This window comes from Enterococcus sp. (assembly GCF_032555305.1).
Classification (GTDB): domain Bacteria; phylum Bacillota; class Bacilli; order Lactobacillales; family Enterococcaceae; genus Enterococcus_A.
Genome location: NZ_JAWGOQ010000008.1, coordinates 120,761 through 144,356 on the forward strand (window position 1 = coordinate 120,761; position 23,596 = coordinate 144,356).

Here is a 23,596-nt window from a genome sequence, read left to right on the forward strand (position 1 = left end):
CTACCTCATTCTAATAAATAGTTGTTTTGCAAAAATTTAGGGGGTGGAATCCAGTGATCCGCACCCCCTTAAATCAATTATTATGCTTCAGTTACTTTTTTAAGTTCTTGTCTAGTTGCCAATGATACGAATGGTACGTACATTGCGATTGAGATTACTAAGTTGACTGCTGCTAGGATCGCGCCTGAGATGCTTTGAGTTGCTAAGAAGCCACCCACAATCGGTGGTGTTACCCATGGTGGCATTACTGTTGCTGCTGGCACCCAGCCAAACTTCGTTGCAAAATAAGCAGTTGAAATACATACCATCGGTGTCAAAATAAATGGTATGAACATAATTGGATTCAATACTAAAGGCAGACCAAACATCAATGGCTCATTGATATTGAAAATACCAGGAGCTGCCGCCAAGTTATTGATAACCATAAATGGTTTGTTTTTGCGTCCAACTAAATAAATAGCGATGATTAAACCAATCGTTACACCTGTACCACCCATGTTTACAAATGAGTCCACAAATGGTTTGTTAACGATATAAGGAGCTACTTTACCTGCTGCAAGCGCATTTGCATTTGCTTCGATAGCTGGTGCATTGATTGCTTGCATGAATGGGTCGATCATGTTTGCACCGTGCAAACCGAAGAACCATAAGAATGGCGTAATAAATGCAATTAACAATGCTGAACCGTAAGAGTTAGCCAAGCCCATGAATGGTTCTTGAACTAGTGCGTAGAATTCAGCAAACATGTCTTCAATTCCGAAGCCGGCAATAATGGCTGCAATCACACCAAAGATAGAAATAGTGATCATTGCTGGGAATAAAGATGCGAATGAACGTGCGACTGCTGGTGGCACGCCTTCTGGCATTTTAACGACTAATTTTTCATTACCAACCAAGCGAGTGAATAATTCAGCAACAACGATACCCACGATCAATGCAACGAACAGACCAGTAGAGTTCATTCCACTTGTTGCTGCACCTAATGTAAAGAAACAAGCAACCGATACAACACCAGTTCCAATTGGATCTTTACCATAATGTTTTGCTAAATTATAAGCTACTAGAAAAGCGATAAAGACTGAAAGAACACCAAATGTTCCGTTCCAAACAGAGCCGCCAAAGCCTTTCCATGCCTCGCCCCCGAAAATACCATCCATGAATTTACCAAAGGCTGGGAAATTCAGTGACAAGTTATTAAGCATTACCGCTAGTGCCCCTAAAATCATTAACGGCATGGTTGTTGTAAATGAATCCCGAATCGCTACCAAGTGACGTTGGTTACCGATCTTTGATGCATGCGGGATAAAGTGTTTCTCCATAAAAGCAATAAATTTATCCATTTTTGTGTTCCCCCTATTTAATTAGAAATAATCATAGAAACTTTGTCGACCTTTAGGAAAAATTTCAGCTGTAAACCCTTTTACTGCTGTCACCTTGCCGAGAAAAACTCCTTCGGCTAAAGTTAATTCTCCTAATAATAACTCGCTCCATCCGTGAATGGACGCTTTGATATCGCCTGCTTGTTGTACTTTTTGACAACTCCCTTGGCTAACTAGCCAGCTACCAACATTCCAAGGACATTCCTTATCTTCAGTTACTTCTAAAATAATTTCTTTTTGATTCATTGGAAGTTTCGGTAATAATTGCTCAATGTCGATAATTCGACTCATCATATAAGGTTCTAGAGTAATTGTCAGCTGCTCTTGTTCACGAAAACATTTTTCAATGAGCTCATGAACAGGTGCATAATAAAGAAATTCTTCAAATGATGAGACATGGGATTTCAAGTACGTTAATAATTTTCGCAGAGCGAACTCATTTTCATAAGCGAGTTCATCTACTACTAGTGTGTTGCCTTGCATTCGATAGATAATGTAGCCCTTCGCTTCACCAGCATCATCGTATGCAATTGCATAAAAGCGGTGTGGGTAATACTCATTTAGACGTTCCCACCACCAGTCTTCACGAACGACCGTGCCGACCTGCTGTTGCAATAATAAGCGCTGATATACCGATTGGATCACCGGCTTCATCTGCTGCCAGGTTCCGCGTTTAACACTCCCCCTTCTTTCACTTGACAAATAATTAAAGGCTAGCGCTGGTATACGGTAGGTTTTTCTGCGACTTGTGGGCTCATAGCCAAATTGTCGATAAAAATCTTCGGAGAAGGGGGCAAGTTGAGACACTGCCACACCTTGTTTATGAAGATCGGCCAAAAGTTCGGGCATGATACTGCTGACGCCCCCTTGACCTCGATATTCTGGATAACTGCCAACATAACCAACACCGGCCATTTTGACTCTTTGTTGAAAAAGTTGGATCTCAAAGTGATTCGCCATGACTAGACTAGTCAGTTCACCGTCTTGATACAAGCCGTAACTATCAGCATGTTCATAACGGGATAAGAAAAGCGGATCATCGATGATCGTTTGCTGCTTCCTAAAAGCGTATTCAATTAAACCTGTGATCGCTTTCAACGATTCATGATCACGACTTAATTTCATGGAATCACTTCCTATTCATTCCCCATACGTTTGTAAAGGTCTACGACTTCTTTTGCCATATCGTTGAAGGTAATACTAGTCATTAAATGATCTTGACTATGAACGGCTAAAAGTGTCACGGTCATTGGATTTCCGCTAGCTTCTTCTGTTAACAGCCCTGTTTGAGAATGATGTGCTTCAACCAATGCCTGATCAGCTGCTTCAAGCTTTTGTTGCGCCAAATCAAAGTTGCCGTCTTTCGCTGCTTGAATCGCTTCCATTGCATCGCTCTTGGCGTTGCCGGCATTGATGATCAATCCCATTACTGCTTCCAATTGTTCTTGACTCATTGTATCGCTCATTTGCTTAGCTCCCCTTTAAATTCTTAGTCCATAAGTTTCAGTGCAGTACCTAAAACAGCCTCACCGTTCATCATGCCGTAATCTTTCATATCGATAACATCAACTGGAATTCCTTTGTCAGCTAATTTTGTTTCGAACTGGCTCTTCATGAAACGAACTTGTGGGCCTAATAGTAAAACATCAACTGGTTTACTTGCGTCCTCTAATTTTGCATCTGCTTCTGAAGCTGAAACTGCGAAGATATCTGATTCTAATCCTTGATCAGCTGCTGCTTTTTCCATTTTTGTTACTAATAAACTAGTGCTCATTCCTGCTGCACAAACTAACATAATTCTTTTCATAAGTGACACTCCCTAATTTTTTTAATGTACACTTTATATAAAGCAAGTCGCGTGCCAACTTTTCTATCGCACAGAAGCTGCTGTGATAAGGTTTTCAACTTACACACAAAAAAAACTAGGATTACACACTGTGCAATCCCAGTTCAACTCGATTATCCTCAAGAGTCTTAACAATGTAAGCGATGTCGTCTTCTGTAAAGCGGACACCAAATTGTTTTTCAATCAACGCTAGATTAGCAGCGGTTTGATTAAAGCGAATCCGGTGCTGCTGATGGAAATACTTAACGTTCTCAAATGGCGGACGTTCTTCGCCTTTTTTTATTTTATCGACTAAGAAGGCGATATGGACGCTCAACGCCTGCATCGCTGTATTCTCGATGATTAGTTCCTGATCTTTGCGGATCAGCTGCAAAACATCATCGATCAACAAGAACAGTGTCTTGACGTCTAGTTCAGGTGAAAAATTCTTGGTCAATGAATCGACCATCTCCGGCAGTGTGATCGTACTACCTAGCAGATCCTGAAATTCTAAAATTTTATCTCGTTTAAATAAATTCATTGCAGGGATAAAAGGAATCTTCTGATAATGGATCTCCATCGTTCCGACGATCGCTACGATATCCTTATGAGTGATCAGCTGATCGATCCGATGCTTGAAGCTCTCTCGTTCCAATGACTGCATCTGAATAATCTCAAATTCTTCCAGATTAACGATCTGAGAAACGACTTCATTCAATCGCTTCGAGACCCCTTCACCAGTGAAGCAAGCAACGATAATAACTTTCTTCTCATCCTTTTGGGTGGGCTCTTCCAGTCGTACCATCGTTTGGAACATCGAGATCACACTCGTGTAAATCTCTTCCAATGAACGACCTAATGTCGCTAAACGTAAGCTTTCCAGCACCAACATCGTGCTAGCCATCGAAATCACTCGCGTGCGGATACCCATCTCATGAAAGATTAGATTACCAAAATTATTCGGTGAACCCATATCCGTCAGCAGGATGATCCCCTCGGAGAACTCCTCCTGTTTGCCCTGAATATAATTCTTGATTTGTCCGTACATAGCCTCTGTTCGCAAAGTCAGGGGCATGTTAAAGGCAATGCCGTTCGTTGTACCCAGAAGTTCTTGGACTGTTTCCAACATACTTGAAGCCGTTGATTTTCCATGCATAACCACTAAGACGGCGACTTGGCGTTCATCGACCTCCTGTGTTTCCTGATTATCCATCGTCAGAAACATGGTGATAAAGCCGATCTCATCTAGCGGAATCATAATGTTATAGGCTTCCTCGATGCGATTCGAGAATTCAATCGCTAACTGGAATTCCTTCGAGTAGTTGCGGCGGATATCATTTAAATTCGGATGTGATATAAACTGATTGCCGCGAATTCGCTCGATCGTTGAATTGATATGGAGCGCAAAAGCAAAACGAACTTTTTCATCGTACTCACGATTCATTTTACTTGAAGCAAAATCATATAGTTCATTCACCAGCTTCCACATATCATCGGAAATAATCTCGCGATAGGCGTTGCTATGGGAAAGCTCTTCGACATAAGTTTCAAAATACTGATCGACATCATCCGAAATCAATTCTTCCAGATCGATCTCTGATAAGTTTTCACGACCCAGCTTTTCCAACTTATAGGTAATTGAATGGTAGACTTCCATATCCTTATTCGGGTCTTGCCCCCAGACAACTTCTTCTGTACCTGGCTTCAAAGTTAAATAAAGATTTTTCTTATCCATAAACGGAGTTAATTTATCCTGAACTTCATTCATGCGTAGAAGACCCTTTTGCACGACTAACGGCAAATCTTCTTCAACGATCATTAATTTTTCTGATTCGCTGCTGGTTTGATGATGAAGGAAGGCTTTGGCACAAACGAGTTTCAGATCCCGTTTTAATTGACCAATATTTCCTTCTGCATTATATAGAAGAAACGCTAACAAGCTGCGTTTGTCGATTGCGATTTCCTGCATCAATCGATTGGCCTCTTGTTGAAGAAATTCCTTGATAATCGCCAAACGTTCATCTAAAGATCGTTCGGCTAAGGAAGGCAGCTCGATCTGCATTGGAATCCGTCGGTTGAACGTGGAGAGAAACATCGAGCTAGTTTCTGTCGTTGCTCCAATAATTTGTACAGAAGCATGCTTCTCTTCCCCATCACCCAAAGAACGAAATGTTCCTTTGTCAATAAAGGTAAAGAGCATCTCCTGTCCTTCTGGCGGCAAGCGATGAATTTCATCCAAGAATAGAATCCCGCCATCTGCTTGTTCCATCAAACCTACACGAGTTTCTTCAGCCCCAGTAAAAGCACCGCGCTTCACACCGAAAATATGTCCGTAAAGCAGTTGAGGATTTTGAGCGTAATCAGCACAGTTAAAGGTGATAAATGGTGCACTCTCATCTAAAACTTTGGCCGATACAGCAAAACGATACATACACTCCGCAAACATGGTCTTCCCTGTTCCGGTCTCACCAAAAATGATTGTATGCAATCCGCGAGGCGGATATAAAATGGCCGCTTTTGATTTTTGAATCTGACTCTTCAGAGAGTCCTCACGACCGATTAAATTGTCAAAGTTAATATGTTTTTCAGTAGACACAGTCGCAATTTGAAATTTGACTGGTCGGCCATCGATTTTCTTGACTGTTCCGTCCTTCGTTAATTCATTTAAATAGCGGCTGATGTTGGTACGGTCAACCCCCATTTGATCTGCCAGCTCTTGTGCCGTCTGTTCGTTAGGATTTGCTCTCAATGCTTCTAATACTTCATCTTTTCTTGATTTCAAAAAAATCCCTCCCGAAAGTGGTATAAACCATTTACATTGTAACCCTTTTCTTTTTGAATATCTACTAAATACCTGTGAAAAAAATCAGATTTGTTTAACGAAGTGAATGGGTGATTCTATCTAACTCCTGCGCGATTTCCTTTTCTGAAATATCATTCATTAAGTAATGCTCCAGAAGACCAACAATTCCATGGGCAAAGAAAATACTTGTCAGCTGAGATTGATCGGTCATTTGCGCCATAAGATAATTAATTTGAAAACGCGCGAAGAAGCCTTGCTTGTCTGCGCTGAAAAGTCGCTTTAGACGATCGTGATGTGCCGAGATATATTCGAAGGTTCTCTCTAATTTACTCTGGTTGCTAGCCTCGTCATTTCGATCGCAATAATTGAACAACTCCTGCATTTCATAAGCGATACTCTTCTCCAGCAAATCATCCTTATCAATAAAATGAAGATAGAACGTGCCGCGATTAATATCAGCTTCCTGACAAATCTGGCTGACTGATATTTCTTCATAGCTTTTTTTCATTAGAAGCTGATAGAAAACTGCCGTAATTGCGTTTTGAGTTTTGCGTTTTCGTCGATCCATCATTATACTCCAATCATTTATTGATTTCTGTTCAATTATCAACACAAAAGACATTTTGTTGATTGAAACTTCTGAATAGCCATCTTATTATAATGTACACAAGTTGATTAATCAACACTTGTTGATTACGAAAGGAATGAAGATATGAAAATACTCGTTTACGGTGCTGGTATTCAAGGAAGCTATCTCGCGCATTCGCTTATTAAGGGCAGCAATCAGGTTACACTCTTAGCACGAGGTCAAAGAAAAAAAGAGTTGCAAAAAGATGGATTGGTATTGCACCATTCCCTTCAACGTAAGCAAACAAAAGACACAGTACAGGTAATCGAAACACTTCAGCCTGATGATCACTATGATTTGATCTTTGTGACGATGAAGTACAGCGATTTTCCGACAATCATTGAACCATTAGCAGAGAATTGCAGCTCAACGATTCTTTTCATTGGCAATCAGATTGACGCCACTGGATTAGAAGCTGAGTTACAACAAAAAAGTAAACAATCAAAAGACATCTATTTCGGCTTTCAACTGACTGGCGGAATGAATACTGATAAAGGGATCACTGTTCTGCGTTTTGGGAAGGGACAGATGAAAATCGGTTCGCTGCACACTAAGTTCGATATTACCCAAATTTTGGATGAAGTGTTTAATGGAACGAATTATGCTTGGCGCTATGAACCGAAAATGGATGATTGGTTGAAGAGTCATGCGACGATGGTCATGGTCCAGAATTCTTTTGAATACCTTTATGATTTTTCAGCTGTTGCTATTCGAAAAAGTGCCGACCTTTCGATACTCTCTCAAATACAAAAGGAAGGAATCGGACACTTAAAAGCTGCCGGGATTCAAATTTTGCCAAAGGGACAAAATACTATGTTTCAACATCCCCTTCTTGCCAAACTCTTTTACACACTCTATTACCGCTTGCCGATTAGTAAAATGGTTCAAGGTAATTTTAAAGAAGTCTATGATTTGATCATTGATTTTGAGCAATACCAAATAGAGCCCAGCCCTAGACTCGACTCTGTGTTACAAGCCGCAAAAGAAAAATACGAAAAAAGCCAAGGACAAGTATCCTCGGCTTCATAAATGAGTAAAACCGCCAAGTCCATTCGGGTTTGGCGGCTGCTATTTAGTCTTGGTCCTTCATTGCTGCTTTTAGCGCTGCAGCTAATGGACTTTCTTGTGGCTCTTCTTGATCATTAATCTTCTTCAATAAACGACGTTCTTCGTGTTTCGTCATTTTCTTCGAGCGTTCCTTCTTGTCTAACATCTTTTCTGTTGTTCCGTCATACTTGCAACGGAAGTAAGAACCGTTCTTTCCATCAATGATCTCCATTTTGCGATGGCATTGTGGACAGCGATGATTCGAGACTTTTGGATCTTTACGGCGACGATAATTACACTCTGGATTGGTACAAATGTAGATTTTCCCATCGCGGGTGTTTTTTTCTCGTAGTGGTGAACCACACTCGGGACATTTCTTCGCTGTGATTGAGAAGTCTTGATATTTTTTATCACTGTGCTTGACTTCACTGACTAATTTTTTGGTATCCGCCTCGATCTCCTGTAGAAATTGCTTGCTGCTGTATTTGCCATTGGCGATCGATTCTAATTGCTTTTCCCATTTTTCGGTCAGCTCTGGCGTTACTAATGATGGATTCACTAGTTCCAGCAATTGCTTGCCTTTCGGTGAAACCAGTAATCCTGTATTCGTCCGTTCCATCAGTTCTGATTTGATCAGTTTCTCGATGATTTCCGCCCGAGTCGCTGGAGTACCCAAGCTATGCTTCTCCATTTGAGCCAGCAATGTTCCTTCATTTAATGGCTTCGGCGGTGTGGTTAAGGCTTTTTCAATCGTAAAATTCGGTACGATCTTCATCCCATCGGTCCATTGAACAGCTTTCTTCGCTTCTTCTACCGGTTTCCAGCCAGCTACTAAGACTTTGCTCTGGCGGAAGGTGAAGGTTTCCTTTTGGAATGTTACAGTCACTTTTTGCTGACTTTCTTTGTGAGCATCAGCAAATAACCCTAAGAAGCGAGTCACGATCATATTGTAGATGCGTTGTTCATCGGTCGACAACTTTTCAAAGCGTGGACGCTGCTCGGTCGGGATCAAGGCATGGTGGTCCGTTACCTTGTTATCCTGAAACACGCGTTTTTGCTTCACTTGTGCGCCGTTCTTGATATAGGTTTTGACCTCTGGCGCAAAGTCGATCACTGCCTGCAAACGTTCCTTCATGGTCGCCTTCATATCGTTGGTCAGATATTTACTATCTGTTCGTGGATATGTCACTATTTTATGTGTTTCATACAAGCTTTGAACCAATGACAAAGTTTTTTTCGCAGAAAATTGATACCGGGCATTCGCTTCCCGTTGGATTTCAGTTAAATCATAGGGCAGCGGTGCTGGTTCTGTCTTTTCTTTTTCTGAAATATCAGTAACTGTCCCTTTTTGCTGAGACAGTTCTTTGACTAGCTTTTCAGCTGCTTCGCGTTCTGTGATGCCATACGGATTTTTTTGATTGAGCTTAGCTTTCTGTCCATCGACTTCTAAAGAAATGACGAAATAGTTTTGCGGACGGAATTTTTCAATCTTCTTCTCCTGCTGACGGACCATCGCAAGCGTTGGTGTTTGTACCCGACCAGCGGACAGACTGTCTTCATATTTCACCGTTAATACACGTGTCACATTCAGTCCGACTAGCCAGTCCGCTTTTGCACGCGCCAATGCAGAGTAATACAAATTGTCATACTCTTTAGCAGGCTTTAGATTTTTGAAGCCATCTTTGATCGCCTTCGTAGTTTGAGAAGAGATCCATAACCGCTTAACTGGTTTTTCAAATCGGACATATTCTAAGATCCAACGTGCAACTAATTCTCCTTCACGTCCAGCATCGGTGGCGATCACCGCTTCTGAAATATCCTTGCGTTTAGCGAGCTTCTGGATCGTGCTTAATTGCCCGCGTGTTTTCGGTAATGGTTTGATACCGATATTTTTAGGAATCATCGGTAATGTTTCCATCTGCCAGCCTTGCCACTCTTTATTCAAATCCTCCGGCATTTTTAGGCTCAATAAATGACCAAGGGCCCAAGTCACAACAACATTGGGTCCTTCAAAGTAATTCTTATTCTTTTGATTGGCGTTAAGCACCTTGCTCAAGTCTCTTGCAACACTTGGCTTTTCCGCTATAATTAGCTGTTTCATAAAATTCCTTTCTGCTGTCAACCGTTAATGGCTGCTCATCCTTTAATAGCGCCAGTCCCCAATACTGCTGCAAATAATCATCACACTCTTCACACCAGCGTTCGTCCTGTTCTTTCCAAAATGCGCTTAAATAGTTATGTTTTGCATTGCTATATGTATTAGTCTTTTGGAGCTCACTCCAACGATGTTCATAATATGCTACAGCCGCGTCAAAATCCTCAAAAGCCGCGGTCTCTTGAATATCCTCTTGCCATTCTTCAAAGAACCACCAAGGTTCATTATCGCCATACATGGTTATTACTTGATACATCCCGCTACCCTTCTTTCCATCTCAATCATAAGTTTCATGAAATAAAAATTCAAGAATAATGTTTCCAGCTGAAACAAATTCAAGAAAAATCCAGATATCTACAAAAATTTTGCAGAAAAAAATTGATTTTTTCTTAATTCTATCGTACCACAATGCGGAAGAATTTTATATGACTCTTTAGAGAGTTATAATGAAAAACGGTTTTTGAAAATTTCATAGAAATTGAAAGAAGGCATGTTTTAGCTTGAGTAAAATCAAAAATAAATTATTTCAACCTCGTCCCACTTGGCAAAAGAATCTGATCGTTTTATGGTTTGGCACTTTCATGGCTGGCATCGGCTTCAGTCTGGTCATGCCGTTTATGTCCCTATACATTGATTCATTAGGCAGCTACACGAATCAGCAATTAAACTTTTGGAGCGGGATTACGTTTTCTTCGACTTTTTTGATCACCGCGATCGTTTCACCTTTATGGGGGCGATTGGCTGACCAAAAGGGCCGAAAACTCATGCTGCTGCGCGCTTCACTTGGTATGGCGATTGTCATCAGTTTGATGGGCACTGTTGGAAATGTCTATCAACTGATTGGTCTGCGCTTGCTTCAAGGCGTCTTTTCCGGGTACATCAGTAATGCGACTGCCCTCGTAGCCACAGGAACTCCACGAGAAAAAAGCGGACAGGTGCTTGGGACTCTGGCAACCGGTGCTGTCACTGGAAACCTGCTGGGTCCATTAGTCGGCGGTGTCACTGCTTCAATATTTGGTTATCGTCTAACCTTCTTTATCACCGGCAGTATCTTGTTTTTAGTCTTTCTACTAAGTCTTTTCTTCGTACATGAAGAATTTACCCCAGTTGAGAAAAAGGATATGCTTCCTGCGAAGGAAATCTTTCATAGCTTGAAATATCCGCATGTTGTGATCGGTATGTTCATTACGACTCTGATCATTCAAGCTTCGAACAATTCGATCAGTCCGATCATCAGCCTTTATATTCGGCAATTGATGCATGGTCACGGAAACATTACCTTGGTCAGCGGGATTATCGCTTCGATTCCCGGCATCGCTACCTTGATCGCCGCACCTCGCTTTGGTCGCCTTGGTGATAAAATCGGCAGTGAAAAAGTTTTAGGAATCGGCTTGATTTTTGCCATGCTGGTCTTTCTACCAATGTCAATTGTTACGAATGTCTGGCAGCTGGCTTTTCTACGGTTCTTGGTCGGTATTTCGGATGCCTGTCTATTACCTGCTGTGCAAGCCTTAATTACAAAATACTCACCACAGGAGGCGGCTGGCAGGATCTTCAGCTACAATCAGTCCTTCCAAGCAGCAGGAAATGTTGTCGGTCCGATGATCGGCTCCAGTGTGTCTTCGATCTTTGGTTATCGTGGTGTCTTTATATCCACATCCGCACTCGTGTTGACGAATTACCTGCTAGTTCATCACAATACGAAGGAAATTGACGAGAAGCTGCAGGAATCGCAACAAGCGCATTAATTCCCAAGGCTTATTAATGGTAAGTTTTTCGTTAGTTTTTTATACTAGAAAAGGATTCTAATGAAAGAAGTGAATAATATGCTTGATGGACAATTAAAATTTCTCGACTTTTTCCTTAACAATACAATAGAAGGAAAAGAAGACGAGGCAAAGGAAATCTTGATCAAAAGCTTTGCTGATCAAAAAACAGATGCTTTGAGCTTGCAGGAGTTTAAAAAGCTGCAGGAAAGACTCTTCCCTCTGATCAAACCAGAAAAATTAAATGAAGTGAAAGTCGCTATGGCGCATTTTGCCCAAAGCCTTTCATAGAAAAGCAGTGATCGCCAATTGACGATCACTGCTTTTTATTATGCTTCAAGTTCTGAATACACCTGTATATTCGGGAAGAACAACTCTTTATTCGTCACAACGATCAATCCAGCAATGCTGATGATAATTATCGTTTGAATACAGCTAGTCCATTCGGTCATTTGAGTCGAGGTCTGCATGAAGTTCAAGAAAATATGGAAAATAATTAGTGCCATCGTGCTGCGATTGCTTTTAACATAAAGCCAGTTCAAAATGATCCCTAGTGGAATGATACTCGCGAAGTAGTTCACCGCAAACCAGACATTTTCCTGCAGTAACAAATTCATCGAATAATTTTTTACAAACATCAACGGCAGATGCCAGAAGGACCACAAACAGCCGAATAATAACGAACCTATCAATAAGCTAAAGCGGCTTAACAATGCATCCACTCCATAACCACGCCAGCCGATTTCCTCTAGGATCGGTGCTACGATCATAACCAATAGAACTGGGATCGAACCTGCCGAAAACTTGAAATCTTCTGATAATTGTAATTGATCCAGCGAACCGCCGAATAAAACTGAGACCAAAATTGCCAGTATGACTGATGAGCCCATAATCAGGCAAATCTTTACTAACGGAGCCAGATTGACTTTTTTTACATCGAATAGTCGTTGGAAAAAATCTTTTCTGATTTGACGATTCTTTGGCATTGCGATAAAGGCGATCGTGACCAGAACTGGCGCAAATAATCCTGGGATCAAGAAGACTGAGTAAAAATCAGGATCGGGATGATTGTAACTTAGATAAGCAGCAATCAGCCAGCTTCCCCATGTAATCAAAAACACCCAACCGAAAAATTTCCCTGGTTTATACCCTTTTTCATTATTCATCATTTTTACTTCCTCCTATTTGCTTGTCATTTATTAACTGACTTTAGTATAGAAGGAAATTTTTATCTTTTAGCCAAATTGTAACGTTTGACCCTTTTTCATGTAACAACTTGATTTAGTTTGGTTCCCAGATTGACAGCTCTAACCGAAAAGAATGCTCTTTGGCTTCATAGAGCATATCTCCGTGATATTTCTCAGTGATTGCTTGAATGCTTTTGACACCAAAACCATGGTCAAAGGCCTTTTTCTTTTGTGTTTTAAAATCTGTCACCTGTTCGGCTGTCGTATTTTCGATCTCCAGCAGCAGCATATGATTGAAATAAATCAGTCTCAAGTCGATCTTTCGTTCAGTAGCGCAACGTTGGCAAGCTTCAATCGCATTGTCTACCGCATTCCCGATCAAGGCACCTAGATCACGCATTTCAAAGCCCATCTCCGCTGGGACCTGGATGTCAAAGTTCGTTTGGATATCACTTTCCTGAGCCCGTTGGTATTTATTGCTGAGTAATTGATTGACTCCGCTGTTCTGTGTGAACTGGCAGGCTTCTTCTTTAATGACTTCCTCTAACAGCTGTTCGATCTGTGCTTCTGATTCACCGTTGGAGGTTGTTAAGGTCAACAATTGATTCTTCAGATCATGACGAATCGCGCGAATTTTCGTTTGATGATTTTCCATCTGCTGGTAGTATTCTTCGCGATGAGCGAATTCTTGAACTAAAAAGAGATTTTCGTAATTTTCCTTTTCTAGCTTCTGATGGATCTCAAGCACCACAAAATGCACCAGATTAATAACCGCAAATAGTAAAACGACCATGAAAAAGCGCGCATCGCCATCCTGCGTTTGTTGTTCAACAAAGACGGGATAAATGATAAAAAAGAGACTGGTCATGAACGGAATGATGACTTGTAAAAAATAGAAGCTGCTTTTCCCATGAAGCGCTAAAGGTGCTTTTCGTCGTGCCCTCAAGAGAAAAACTGCGATTAACTGGATAAACTGACTGGCAAATATTCCCCCATAGGAATAGGAAAGCTGATTCGAGTCAAAATAATTCACGCCGAACAGTCCATCGATCACCAAATAGACCAGAAAATCGAACAGCAATAAAATAATCATCGATAGAAAAATCAATAAAAATTTGGTCGCAGATCTGCCTTTAAAGAAGAAATAGCCGATGCTGTACATCAAAAACACGTACGTAACAATGTTGATGACCATATAAAAGGAACCAAAGGACAAGTACAACGGGCTGATATTTCGGATCAAGTATGCAGTCGCGACTGTGAGTATCGCAAGAACAGCTTTTAATTTGTGCTTTTTCCAATATTCCAATGAACGTCCTGATAAATAGCAGGAAAAGAAGACACTCACGATAAAAATGTCATTGATTGTTTTGAGAAGTTCGAACAGGATTGATAGACTCATATTTTGGTCCTCATCAAGACATAATTTCGATATGCCTGTTGAAAGGACTTCTGAAATTTCTTTGTGATCGTGATCTCCCGACCTGACTGCATCACGATCGTTTCACCGCTCTTCGTTTGAATATAGTCCATATTCGCTACATAGGAATGATGGATCTGCGTGAAAAGCTGCGATGAAACTTTATCGATGACTTCCTTCATCGTCCCATAGTATTCATACTCTTTCCCGTTCTTCAAATGAATGATCATCTTGCGTTTCATGCTTTCAAAATATTCTACCTGACCTAAATATACCGTATAAATCTTTTTCTGGATCGTAAACTGCAGAATCATTTTCCGCAAAGACAGTTGCTCCACGGCTTTCGTCAACACTTGTTTGACCTTTACCTCATCAATCGGCTTGATCAAATAGTGAAAAGCATTGACCTCAAAAGCCTCCGGCATCCACTCCACATGACTGGTAATAAAGATGATGATCGCCTGCTGGTCCTTTTCTCGGATAGAACGAGCGACCTCAAAACCGTCTAATGCCTTCATCTCGACATCTAGCAGATAAATCTGGAAATGCGCCTCTTCTCTATTCAAGTGATCAATAAGCGATTCACCGGAAAGAAAGGCCTCATAACTAAATTGATTCGGATCATTGTCAAAAAACGACAACAACAGTGTTTCGATCTGACCAATCATTTTCGGATTATCATCACAGATTGCTATATTCATTTTTCCCTCCATTTCGTTTTTTGAGCCTAAAACCTTTTTATTCAGTATCCTTCATCTAATTCTAATAAACAAGAACCTCATGCATATTTTCTTTTACTTCCGCAAAATAAAAACGACCCTTTTCAGAGTCGTTTCGTCATTATTCGGCTATAGCTTTCTCAGAGCTTTTCGTTTCTACATTAAATAAAGAGCGCAGACACTTAGTCGCCACCATGATTCCTAAGCCTAATAACAGGAAGGCGAAAACAAGCTGCAGCCCGTCGGATAAGAAGACAAATTGTCCTGCCTTAGGAACTGCCGGGATCGTTACAAGGTATTGCGTCGCATTGATCAATTTTGTTACTAATCCGTAGATCGACATGCCTAATGCTGTAAAGGTGACTGCCAACATGATCCCCATTGGAATGTAGAACATGACACCGGATTTTTTTGAGGTTTTCATATAGACTGCCACAGCGATCATAACCATCGCAGCCAATAATTGATTCGCTGATCCAAAGAGCGGCCAAACACTGTTGTATCCGCCAAGTGCCAACACAAAGCCTACACCCAAGGTAACTACTGTCGCCACGTATTTATTGGACAATAATTTCGCCAAGCCTTTTTGCTCAACCCCTTCTTCATAGAAGAATTCCTGCAGCGACATCCGACCGATACGCGCGACTGAGTCCAGTGAAGTTAAGGCCAGCGCCGAAACACACATCGTCATGAAGGCTTGCGCAACATTCAGCGGCAACCCAAATTTTGTTAAGAAACCAGCGACTGATCCAGAAAAAATCTGGAAAGGCGTTCCTGCTGGCAGCTGTCCATTTTGCGCAACAGCACCTGCTACTACCAAAGCAACCACCGCCAACACACACTCACACATCATTGCGCCATAGCTGATCGGACGCATATGCTTCTCATTGGTTACTTGTTTAGAGGAGGTTCCTGACGATACCAAACTATGGAAGCCTGAGACCGCACCACAGGCAACGGTGATAGATAGAATCGGAAACAGGTACTTCACATTTCCGGTTGCATCCTGAACCGCAAAACCATTGAAGGCATTCAACTCTACCATCGGTGCTTCCACCAACAGCCCCAAAACAGCGGCGATGATCATTCCCAACAACATGTAGGTGCTAAGAAAATCCCGGGGCGCCATCAACAGCCAAATCGGCATCACAGAAGCTAAGAACAAATACGCGAATACGATCAAAAGCCATGTCTGTTTGTCGGCAAAAATTGGGAACATAATCCCAATAGCCAGTGTCACCAGCAGAACAGCGATTCCAAAAACATGCATCAGAATTCCCTTTAAATGAACCTTCTTCATAAAGAAGCCGACCGCTACAGCGGAAATGATAAACAACATCGAGATCGAAGCAGCCGAAGCATTGGCTGTATTTACTGCAGCCGGAACGTCTGGCGTTAATCCATTAAATGTCGTTGCAACGATGTCGCCAAATGCCGCAATAACTAATAGAGCGAACAACCAGCAGAATAATAGAAACAGCTTCTTCCCAACTTTTCCAATGTATTTTTCAATGATCAGACCAATTGATTTTCCTTCATTTTTGACCGACGCATATAACGCTCCAAAGTCATGAACAGCTCCAAAGAAAATCCCGCCGAACAGAATCCATAAAAAGGCCGGCAGCCAGCCAAACATCGCAGCAATAATCGGACCAGTTACAGGCCCCGCACCCGTGATCGATGAAAATTGATGACTAAACACGACAAAAGCCGGTTCTGGAACATAATCCTCGCCGTCCTCCAAGGCAATCGCTGGTGTCACAGCCTTAGGATTAATTCCCCATTTTTTTTCCAACCAACGAGAATAAACAAAATAAGCAGCGATAAAACAAATAATTGCAAATACTAAAAGAACAACTCCATTCATACACTCACCCAACTCTCTTCATTTTATAATAAATATTTAATTAGTATATTCCCACAACTACATGTGGATGTAAAGAGAATCATTCTAATTTTCAAGAATTTTCTGTAAATTGTTTGAGTGAACATTTTTCTAACTGAGTACCGTGCAGAAAAAAATAGCCCTATTAAGGACTATTTTTCGTCATTCGTCTAATTTGTACTTTTTCCACTTTTGTTTTTGAAAAACCATATAAAGATTGTAAGAGCAACAAGGACTAGCCCAAGAATCGTGGACCATTGATTCGTTGCTTCGCCGGTGCGAGGCAATATCTTTTGAGCTGAACTAGGGAAAGTTTTCTTAGTATTTAGATTATTCTTAGTACTAATATTCGTCTTATTGCTACTGTTGCCTTTGTCGACCGGTTTATTCAAATCTTTGACAATATCTTTACTGTAGACAAACATTGTTGTTTGGTTAATGTCAGACAGTATTCCCTTAAGCTCACCTTTAGCTTCTTTGAAAGTATAGCCTTTGATGGTTAATTTGTAGTCGCTACCTGAAATATCATATTTATCGCCAATATTTCCAGATATTGTTTTTGATTCGGCTAAGGTCTTTCCATTTTCATCCTGGTAATTTACGGTTAAATCTTTGGCTTTGATTGAAGTTTTATTTTTACTGTAGACAAGTGTAACTGTCTGGTCCACAACAGATAAAGTGCCTATTGCTTCACCTTGAACTTCTTTAAAAGTGTAGCCTTCAATAGTTAATTTGTACTCAGCAGCAGAGACATCATAGTTGTCTCCAACATTTCCAGAAATAGTTTTCGACTCTGCGATAGTTCTTCCTTCTGTATCTTGATAGTTAATCGTTAGGTCTTTCGCTTTTATCACACTTTTATCCTTGATATAGACGAATGTAACCGTCTGTTCAGTGTCAGATAGCTCGCCTACCATTTCTCCTTGAACATCCTTGAAAGAATAGCCATCGATCGTCAGCTTATACTCGTCACCGGAAACATCATAACTGTCTCCGATATCTCCAGAAATCGTTTTTGTTTTGGCTAATGTTTTGCCATCTGTATCTTGATAGTTAATGATCAGGTCTTTGGCTTTGATCGTATTTTTATCTTTGCTATACACAAATGTTACTGCCTGTTCAATATCAGATAGCTCACCTATCAAGTCTCCTTGGACTTCTTTGAAGGTGTAGCCTTCAATCGCTAGTTTATATTCATCACCCGAAACATCATAACTGTCTCCGATATCTCCAGAAATCGTTTTTGTTTTAGCTAATGTTTTGCCATCTGTATCTTGATAGTTAATGGTCAGGTCTTTGGCTTTGATCGAATTTTTATCTTTGCTATACACAAATGTTACAGTTTGTTCAACATCAGATAGCTTTCCTGTGGGTTCTCCCTTTATTTCTTTGAAGGAATATCCCGCAATATCTAACTTGTATTCATCAGTAGAGACATCATAGACCTTTCCGATACTTCCGGAAATAGTTTTCGATTCGGCGATTGTTTCACCATCGGTATCTTGATAGTTCACGGTCAAGTCCTTGGCTTTGACTGAATCTTTTTTGTAAATGTAAGTAACTGTTTGCGGATCATTTTGAAATGTTCCAACAGCATTTATAGGAAGCTGATCGGTATCAAGCTGGTAGCCAGGAATGTCCAATTTTAAGTCACTTGTGGTAGTATCGTATGTCTCTCCTAATGAACCAAACAATTTGTTTTCTTCGTGAATGGTCTTTCCTAGTTCGTCATGGTAATTTACCGACACGAAAGCAGCCCACACATAGGTATCTGGATTTGATCCATCATATGTCCGAGTGAATTCTCTAGTCGTTGAGTAATATTTCTTTGAATTTACTCCGATCCACCCTTTTGTAATTGCACCTGATTCAGTATGTTCAGGCAGCCCGCTGCTATCCGACTTAAAGGGAGTAAAGTTGCCGACTGTAATACTGTAAAGATTTACATTTGAAGCATCAAACATATTATAGGCTGAAGTTGTTCCATTTTTCCCAAAGCTTCGAATATTAAGCGCCTTTAGTGCCGGGCAATTATTAAACATCATGTAGTATGAATTGGCACTAGATGTATCAAACGTAGATAAATCTAAATTAGAGATACTTCTACAGCCATTAAACATAGCGGTAAAGGTTACCACCTTAGATGTATCCCAAGAGGATAAATCCAAGCTTTGTAATGAAGAACAATTTCTAAAAACGTACATCATTCTCGTCGTCTTAGAAGTGTTCAAATAGTTTAAATTCTGAATATTTGTAACATTGCTTAGTCCATCGAATAAGTAATTAAGATAATCACCCGCAATAATCTCGCCAGAAAGCCTTACTTCCTTTATCAAGCTGCTATACTGTCCCCATGGAGAAGCAATGAAATTATTAGGTAAATTCCCACTATCAATAGTCAGAATACCATCTGAAGAGATTCGCCAGTTACACGTACCCAAAACTCCAGATGCAACATTTTCTGCTGCTTTATTCACATTATTCTCTGCTACAACAGCGGCTGTTTGATTTTCCTGCGCATAGACAAATACAGGTGTTGTAAGATTGATTATCATTAATACACAGACGCATAATGGGATAAAGCGTTTTAAATTTTCAGCAGCCGACATTTCTCTTTTTAATTTTGTGTTCACGTCTTGATCAAGTTCCTCTCTATTAAAAATAATATTAATTAAAAAACATTCTAATCTATTTCTTATTTATAATCAAGAAGCATTTATAAATAAAGTTATAAATAAAGTTTGACATTAATTATATAACGCGTGTTATAGTATTCAGGTCGCTGATAATTATATCTATATTATTAGAGAATAAAATATCAGGAGTCGGCGTTCCCCTTTTTTTTAAGTGTAACCACAAGGAATACTTATTCATAAAAAAAGAGACCACTCTTTGCAGAGCAGCCTCAGTCATTCTCTCTAGATATATTGTAATTCTTTTGCTTCTTGGTAGGCATGATCAATCAAGCCGCCACCTAGACATTCCATGCCATCATAGAAAACAACAGCTTGTCCTGGCGTAATAGCACGAACTGGATCATCGAAGATTACTTCTGCACGATCGTCGTCTAATAAACGGACCGTTACAGGCACATCTTGCTGACGATAACGGAATTTTGCTGTACATTTGAATTCCTTTGGTCGGTTTTCGTTCGTCGTGAAGTGGATTTCACTAGCATCTAAGCTGGTCGCATAAAGTGCTTCGTGATGGAAGCCTTGACCGACATATAATGTATTGGTAGATAAATCTTTCCCTACAACAAACCATGGATCATTGGTTTTTCCACCGCCGCCGATTCCTAAACCTTGGCGTTGACCGATAGTATAATACATCAACCCATCGTGGGTACCCTTTTCTTCACCGTCTAAAGTGACCATCTTACCTTTTTTCGCTGGCAAATAGTTGCTTAGGAATTGCTTGAAATTCTTTTCGCCGATGAAGCAAACGCCTGTCGAATCCTTTTTCTTGGCAGTGGCTAAGCCAGCGCGTTCAGCAATTGCACGAACTTCTGGTTTTTGCATGCCGCCTAAAGGAAACATCGTCTTAGCTAATTGTTCCTGCGAAAGTTGACTCAAGAAATACGTTTGATCCTTGTTGTTGTCAACACCACGCAGCATATGAACCACGCCATTTTCGTCTCTTTCGACTTGAGCATAATGTCCGGTTGCTACATAGTCAGCACCTAAGTCCATCGCATAATCTAAGAAAGCCTTGAATTTGATTTCCTTGTTACACATCACATCTGGATTTGGCGTGCGGCCTGCACGGTATTCCGCTAAGAAATATTCAAAGACACGGTCCCAATATTCCTTCTCAAAGTTGACAGAGTAATAAGGAATGCCAATTTGGGCAGCGACTTTCGCCACGTCCTTATAATCTTCTGTCGCGGTACAAACACCATTTTCATCAGTGTCGTCCCAATTTTTCATAAAAATGCCGACTACATCATAGCCTTGTTCCTTTAACAACAAAGCTGTTACAGATGAATCGACGCCGCCGCTCATTCCTACGACGACTCTTGTGTTGCTGTTAGACACAGTATCACCATCATTTCAAAATAGATTTCCGAAAACTCTACGATTTGAAGGTCGCAACTTTTCAGTATGTCGCATTATACAACATAAATCTTAAATTTTCGATAGATAATTCTTTGAGGACCAATTTTTATTGTCTTTTTGTATTGTTTGTATTAATATAAATAATACAAAGGAGGGCGAATACATGATTTTAGAAATTGATCCTCATTCGGAAGAACCGATCTATTTACAATTACGCAAGCAAATCATTATCGGTATTGCTCGCGGCGAATTAAAACCAAACGAACAGCTGCCAACCGTCCGGCAATTTGCGGATGAACTGGGTGTTAATACGATGACGGTCTCAAAGGGGTACCAGCAATTGCGGGAAGAAGGCTACTTGATTACCGATCGCCGCAAAGGAACACTGGTTGCGCCCTTACCCGTCACTACTAAACAGACCAGCGAAGAAAACCTGACTTTACTATTGGCCGAACTTTACTTAGCCGAACCTGATGAAAATGCGGTTCGGGAGAAAGTTCAAACGATTTTGACGAGTTTCAGAAAGGATGAGGTCTGATGCTATCCCCATTTATTTTGATTATTTTAATTTTTTGCAACTTTATCATGGCTTTTACGAACTCGTTGGCAGCCAAGCCCCACAATTATGTGATCGTGGAAAATACTTTTCCAGCAGATAAGATCGATGATCCCCAAGTGCTGTCCTTTAGAAAAAACTATCGCAAGCGTCAATTTCAATTAGCCGGGATCTTGACTGTTTTAGATTTAAGTTTGCTAATCCCGATGAAAGATTCGCTCTTCATGATGCTTTTTTTCGTTCTTCTATATATCACGATCGGATCAGGCTATTTATTACAGATTCGCTATATCCGTAAAGGTCATCAACTAATTGTAGATAATGGCTGGCAGTTAACGGAACAACCTATTCAAGTCGATACCAAGCTCGTTCTTGAAAAAAATCGAAAATTGGTGTCTCCTTGGTGGTTTGCTCTTTCTTTTGGAGTACTGATCTTGTTAACGTTCGTGCTTCATCAACAAGAAATGGGGAGTTTGACCTGGATCTTATTATTCGCATGCGGACTTACTTTAGCTCTGTTTGTTTTGGGGTGGTGGGCGATTGGCCGACTACCGGTACGAGCTTTGACGAATGATTCAACCATCAATCGCCAATACAATGATCTGACAAAATTCTACTGGTCTGCTTTTATGGTGGCAACAAGTATTTTTATAAACCTGATTGTTTATCTCCCACTGTTGTCGATGTCTATTGAAAGCCACTTTTTTGAAGTTTTAATGACCAGTGAGTTCTTATTAATCTTTCTTTTCTGCGGTTTTACTATTTGGTGGCTGTTTCGTTTGCGTAACAAACAGGACCAGCTGCTGACTCAAACGACCAGCTTTCGTTACACCGGTGATGATTATTATTGGCGTTATGGTATTTACTATAATCCAGATGATCGCCGCTTAATGCTTCCTGATCGGATTGGATTAAACATTACAATCAATTTGGCAAGAATAGGCGGGAAAATCTTTATTGGGCTCATCCCTGCTATATTGATTAGTGTTATGCTGATCGTCGTTGTTCCATTGTATATTTTGGATTATCATCCTGATCCACTGACTTATGAAGTGAAACAAGAGAGTATTGTTCTAGATGGACCTCTCTATCGTGAAAGCAACATTAACTACAACAGCATTGAGGAAGTAAGCTTGATTAATAAAATGCCCACGATTGGAATGAAGGTAAACGGACTTGCCTCTATAAATTACGCCATCGGCAGCTTTAAGGTTGATGGCAAATCAGCTACACTCTTTGTAGATCATCAATCTAAACCGATTTTGAAAATCACCACCAAAGATCGGGACTATTATTACACCAACACAGATTCCTCTGTAACAAAACAGGTCTATCAAAAAGTTCGAGCGCATCAATAACAAAAAAATCCCTCTTCATCTATTTGAAGAGGGATAACTTATTAATCTACGACACCAATCCGATTGATCGGCCAAAAGACAAATTTTACATTGGTCAAAATATCTTTTTGATTGATCATTCCGATGATTCGACCATCCTTTGAAATGCGCCGATTATCACCTAAAACAAATAGCTGACCTTCTGGAACCTTCTCGTAACCAAACAACCCTTGCAGATCAAAATCAAAGGTCAATGGCTGTCCATCCGTCAGTTTTCCCTTGTATTCATCCAAATAAGGCTCATCATATTTCTTGCCGTTAATATACAGCTGATCATTTTTGTAAGCCACTGTATCCCCTGGCAAACCGATTACACGCTTCACATAATCCGCACCAGGATCATCTGGTGCTGGAAAAGTCACGACATCAAATCGATTGATCTCCGCATGCTTCAGCCCAAACATCCGCTCTCCGTCATTTAGATTCGGCTTCATAGAATCCCCGATCGCCTCAACAGGTGTAAATACATAATGACGCAACGCGAACACCGCACAGAGCATGACCGCGTATAAAAGAACTGTTTTCGCTATTTCCTTACCTCTCATTTTCATCCTCCTTTAAATACTTTCCGTTATCGCTTACTTTCAATTTACCACAGTCATTCCATCGTGAATACCGCTAGTTCACTTTTCACAAGGAATTTAAAAAATAAGACATCGATTCCTCGATGTCTCAGACTGTAGACAAAGTCCATTTTATGGATGCTGTCTACAGTCTTTTCTTTTATAATAGATTTATGAAATCGAATACAAGGAGTGGTAGTTATGATGT

At 40.5% G+C, this 23,596-nt stretch carries 20 protein-coding genes; 5 read left to right on the forward strand and 15 right to left on the reverse strand.

Annotated elements, in window-relative coordinates; all coding sequences use genetic code 11:
* Nucleotides 1-80 precede the first annotated feature (80 nt).
* From E6139_RS08250 to E6139_RS08275, 6 genes are all read right to left on the reverse strand, one after another.
* Nucleotides 81-1,340 carry a PTS sugar transporter subunit IIC gene (locus tag E6139_RS08250; RefSeq protein ID WP_316402580.1) on the reverse strand — a complete coding sequence of 420 codons (1,260 nt, stop codon included), beginning with the start codon at nucleotides 1,338-1,340 and terminating at the stop codon, nucleotides 81-83.
* A gap of 21 nt (nucleotides 1,341-1,361) precedes the next feature.
* On the reverse strand, nucleotides 1,362-2,504 hold the full coding sequence (gene eis, locus E6139_RS08255) for an enhanced intracellular survival protein Eis (RefSeq protein ID WP_316402581.1): 1,143 nt from the start codon (nucleotides 2,502-2,504) through the stop codon (nucleotides 1,362-1,364).
* A gap of 11 nt (nucleotides 2,505-2,515) precedes the next feature.
* On the reverse strand, nucleotides 2,516-2,845 hold the full coding sequence (locus E6139_RS08260) for a PTS lactose/cellobiose transporter subunit IIA (RefSeq protein WP_316402582.1): 330 nt from the start codon (nucleotides 2,843-2,845) through the stop codon (nucleotides 2,516-2,518).
* 23 nt (nucleotides 2,846-2,868) lie between these two features.
* On the reverse strand, nucleotides 2,869-3,186 hold the full coding sequence (locus tag E6139_RS08265; protein WP_316402583.1) for a PTS sugar transporter subunit IIB: 318 nt from the start codon (nucleotides 3,184-3,186) through the stop codon (nucleotides 2,869-2,871).
* A 121-nt stretch (nucleotides 3,187-3,307) separates the two neighbouring features.
* Nucleotides 3,308-5,986, reverse strand: a complete 2,679-nt coding sequence (locus tag E6139_RS08270) for a sigma-54-dependent transcriptional regulator (protein ID WP_316402584.1) — start codon at nucleotides 5,984-5,986, stop codon at nucleotides 3,308-3,310.
* Nucleotides 5,987-6,080: 94 nt separating this feature from the next.
* Nucleotides 6,081-6,575, reverse strand: coding sequence for a TetR/AcrR family transcriptional regulator (locus tag E6139_RS08275; RefSeq protein ID WP_316402585.1), 495 nt, complete (start codon nucleotides 6,573-6,575; stop codon nucleotides 6,081-6,083).
* A 144-nt stretch (nucleotides 6,576-6,719) separates the two neighbouring features.
* Here E6139_RS08275 and E6139_RS08280 point away from each other — a divergent pair, with 144 nt between their 5' ends.
* Nucleotides 6,720-7,664: a ketopantoate reductase family protein gene (locus E6139_RS08280; RefSeq protein ID WP_316402586.1), complete on the forward strand. Its 945-nt coding sequence runs from the start codon at nucleotides 6,720-6,722 to the stop codon at nucleotides 7,662-7,664.
* 43 nt (nucleotides 7,665-7,707) lie between these two features.
* On the opposite strand, the gene E6139_RS08285 is transcribed toward E6139_RS08280, so the two are convergent.
* Both E6139_RS08285 and E6139_RS08290 read right to left on the reverse strand, forming a co-directional pair.
* Nucleotides 7,708-9,783 carry a DNA topoisomerase III gene (locus E6139_RS08285; RefSeq protein WP_316402587.1) on the reverse strand — a complete coding sequence of 692 codons (2,076 nt, stop codon included), beginning with the start codon at nucleotides 9,781-9,783 and terminating at the stop codon, nucleotides 7,708-7,710.
* The gene (locus E6139_RS08290) at nucleotides 9,722-10,093 is read right to left on the reverse strand and encodes a DUF1033 family protein (RefSeq protein ID WP_316402588.1); all 372 of its coding nucleotides are present in this window, start codon (nucleotides 10,091-10,093) and stop codon (nucleotides 9,722-9,724) included. The genes E6139_RS08285 and E6139_RS08290 overlap by 62 nt, the downstream gene beginning before the upstream one ends.
* A gap of 244 nt (nucleotides 10,094-10,337) precedes the next feature.
* Between E6139_RS08290 and E6139_RS08295 the strand changes: the two genes are divergently transcribed.
* Together E6139_RS08295 and E6139_RS08300 are read left to right on the forward strand one after the other, a co-directional pair.
* Nucleotides 10,338-11,585, forward strand: coding sequence for a multidrug efflux MFS transporter (locus E6139_RS08295; RefSeq protein ID WP_316402589.1), 1,248 nt, complete (start codon nucleotides 10,338-10,340; stop codon nucleotides 11,583-11,585).
* A gap of 60 nt (nucleotides 11,586-11,645) precedes the next feature.
* On the forward strand, nucleotides 11,646-11,894 hold the full coding sequence (locus E6139_RS08300; protein ID WP_316402590.1) for a hypothetical protein: 249 nt from the start codon (nucleotides 11,646-11,648) through the stop codon (nucleotides 11,892-11,894).
* 38 nt (nucleotides 11,895-11,932) lie between these two features.
* On the opposite strand, the gene E6139_RS08305 is transcribed toward E6139_RS08300, so the two are convergent.
* The 6 genes from E6139_RS08305 to mnmA all read right to left on the reverse strand — a co-directional run bounded on the left by E6139_RS08305 (nucleotide 11,933) and on the right by mnmA (nucleotide 20,851).
* Nucleotides 11,933-12,772, reverse strand: coding sequence for a type II CAAX endopeptidase family protein (locus E6139_RS08305; protein WP_316402591.1), 840 nt, complete (start codon nucleotides 12,770-12,772; stop codon nucleotides 11,933-11,935).
* Nucleotides 12,773-12,884: 112 nt separating this feature from the next.
* Nucleotides 12,885-14,192 (reverse strand): GHKL domain-containing protein, encoded by a 1,308-nt coding sequence (locus E6139_RS08310; RefSeq protein ID WP_316402592.1) that lies wholly within the window; start codon nucleotides 14,190-14,192, stop codon nucleotides 12,885-12,887.
* On the reverse strand, nucleotides 14,189-14,911 hold the full coding sequence (locus E6139_RS08315; RefSeq protein ID WP_316402593.1) for a LytTR family DNA-binding domain-containing protein: 723 nt from the start codon (nucleotides 14,909-14,911) through the stop codon (nucleotides 14,189-14,191). Before E6139_RS08315 ends, E6139_RS08310 begins: the two co-directional genes overlap by 4 nt.
* Nucleotides 14,912-15,050: 139 nt before the next feature.
* Nucleotides 15,051-16,796: a carbon starvation protein A gene (locus E6139_RS08320; RefSeq protein ID WP_316402594.1), complete on the reverse strand. Its 1,746-nt coding sequence runs from the start codon at nucleotides 16,794-16,796 to the stop codon at nucleotides 15,051-15,053.
* Nucleotides 16,797-16,984: 188 nt separating this feature from the next.
* On the reverse strand, nucleotides 16,985-19,447 hold the full coding sequence (locus E6139_RS08325) for a MucBP domain-containing protein (RefSeq protein ID WP_316402595.1): 2,463 nt from the start codon (nucleotides 19,445-19,447) through the stop codon (nucleotides 16,985-16,987).
* A 285-nt stretch (nucleotides 19,448-19,732) separates the two neighbouring features.
* The gene (gene mnmA, locus E6139_RS08330) at nucleotides 19,733-20,851 is read right to left on the reverse strand and encodes a tRNA 2-thiouridine(34) synthase MnmA (protein WP_316402596.1); all 1,119 of its coding nucleotides are present in this window, start codon (nucleotides 20,849-20,851) and stop codon (nucleotides 19,733-19,735) included.
* A gap of 184 nt (nucleotides 20,852-21,035) precedes the next feature.
* On the opposite strand from mnmA, the gene E6139_RS08335 reads away from it, so the two are divergent.
* Both E6139_RS08335 and E6139_RS08340 read left to right on the forward strand, forming a co-directional pair.
* Nucleotides 21,036-21,410, forward strand: a complete 375-nt coding sequence (locus tag E6139_RS08335) for a GntR family transcriptional regulator (RefSeq protein WP_316402597.1) — start codon at nucleotides 21,036-21,038, stop codon at nucleotides 21,408-21,410.
* Nucleotides 21,410-22,786: a PH domain-containing protein gene (locus E6139_RS08340; RefSeq protein WP_316402598.1), complete on the forward strand. Its 1,377-nt coding sequence runs from the start codon at nucleotides 21,410-21,412 to the stop codon at nucleotides 22,784-22,786. Before E6139_RS08335 ends, E6139_RS08340 begins: the two co-directional genes overlap by 1 nt.
* Before the next feature lie 41 nt (nucleotides 22,787-22,827).
* Here the strand turns inward: E6139_RS08340 and lepB are convergent, their stop codons facing one another.
* The gene (gene lepB / locus E6139_RS08345) at nucleotides 22,828-23,370 is read right to left on the reverse strand and encodes a signal peptidase I (protein ID WP_316402599.1); all 543 of its coding nucleotides are present in this window, start codon (nucleotides 23,368-23,370) and stop codon (nucleotides 22,828-22,830) included.
* Nucleotides 23,371-23,596 lie beyond the last annotated feature (226 nt).

Coding starts and splice junctions, on each gene's coding strand:
- E6139_RS08340 (WP_316402598.1), top strand. CDS start 21,410: ATGCTATCCCCATTTATTTTGATTATTTTAATTTTTTGCAACTTTATC.
- E6139_RS08335 (WP_316402597.1), top strand. CDS start 21,036: ATGATTTTAGAAATTGATCCTCATTCGGAAGAACCGATCTATTTACAA.
- E6139_RS08290 (WP_316402588.1), bottom strand. CDS start 10,093: ATGTATCAAGTAATAACCATGTATGGCGATAATGAACCTTGGTGGTTC.
- lepB (WP_316402599.1), bottom strand. CDS start 23,370: ATGAGAGGTAAGGAAATAGCGAAAACAGTTCTTTTATACGCGGTCATG.
- E6139_RS08305 (WP_316402591.1), bottom strand. CDS start 12,772: ATGATGAATAATGAAAAAGGGTATAAACCAGGGAAATTTTTCGGTTGG.
- E6139_RS08250 (WP_316402580.1), bottom strand. CDS start 1,340: ATGGATAAATTTATTGCTTTTATGGAGAAACACTTTATCCCGCATGCA.
- E6139_RS08300 (WP_316402590.1), top strand. CDS start 11,646: ATGAAAGAAGTGAATAATATGCTTGATGGACAATTAAAATTTCTCGAC.
- eis (WP_316402581.1), bottom strand. CDS start 2,504: ATGAAATTAAGTCGTGATCATGAATCGTTGAAAGCGATCACAGGTTTA.
- E6139_RS08310 (WP_316402592.1), bottom strand. CDS start 14,192: ATGAGTCTATCAATCCTGTTCGAACTTCTCAAAACAATCAATGACATT.
- E6139_RS08320 (WP_316402594.1), bottom strand. CDS start 16,796: ATGAATGGAGTTGTTCTTTTAGTATTTGCAATTATTTGTTTTATCGCT.
- E6139_RS08275 (WP_316402585.1), bottom strand. CDS start 6,575: ATGGATCGACGAAAACGCAAAACTCAAAACGCAATTACGGCAGTTTTC.
- E6139_RS08260 (WP_316402582.1), bottom strand. CDS start 2,845: ATGAGCGATACAATGAGTCAAGAACAATTGGAAGCAGTAATGGGATTG.
- E6139_RS08280 (WP_316402586.1), top strand. CDS start 6,720: ATGAAAATACTCGTTTACGGTGCTGGTATTCAAGGAAGCTATCTCGCG.
- E6139_RS08315 (WP_316402593.1), bottom strand. CDS start 14,911: ATGAATATAGCAATCTGTGATGATAATCCGAAAATGATTGGTCAGATC.
- E6139_RS08285 (WP_316402587.1), bottom strand. CDS start 9,783: ATGAAACAGCTAATTATAGCGGAAAAGCCAAGTGTTGCAAGAGACTTG.
- E6139_RS08265 (WP_316402583.1), bottom strand. CDS start 3,186: ATGAAAAGAATTATGTTAGTTTGTGCAGCAGGAATGAGCACTAGTTTA.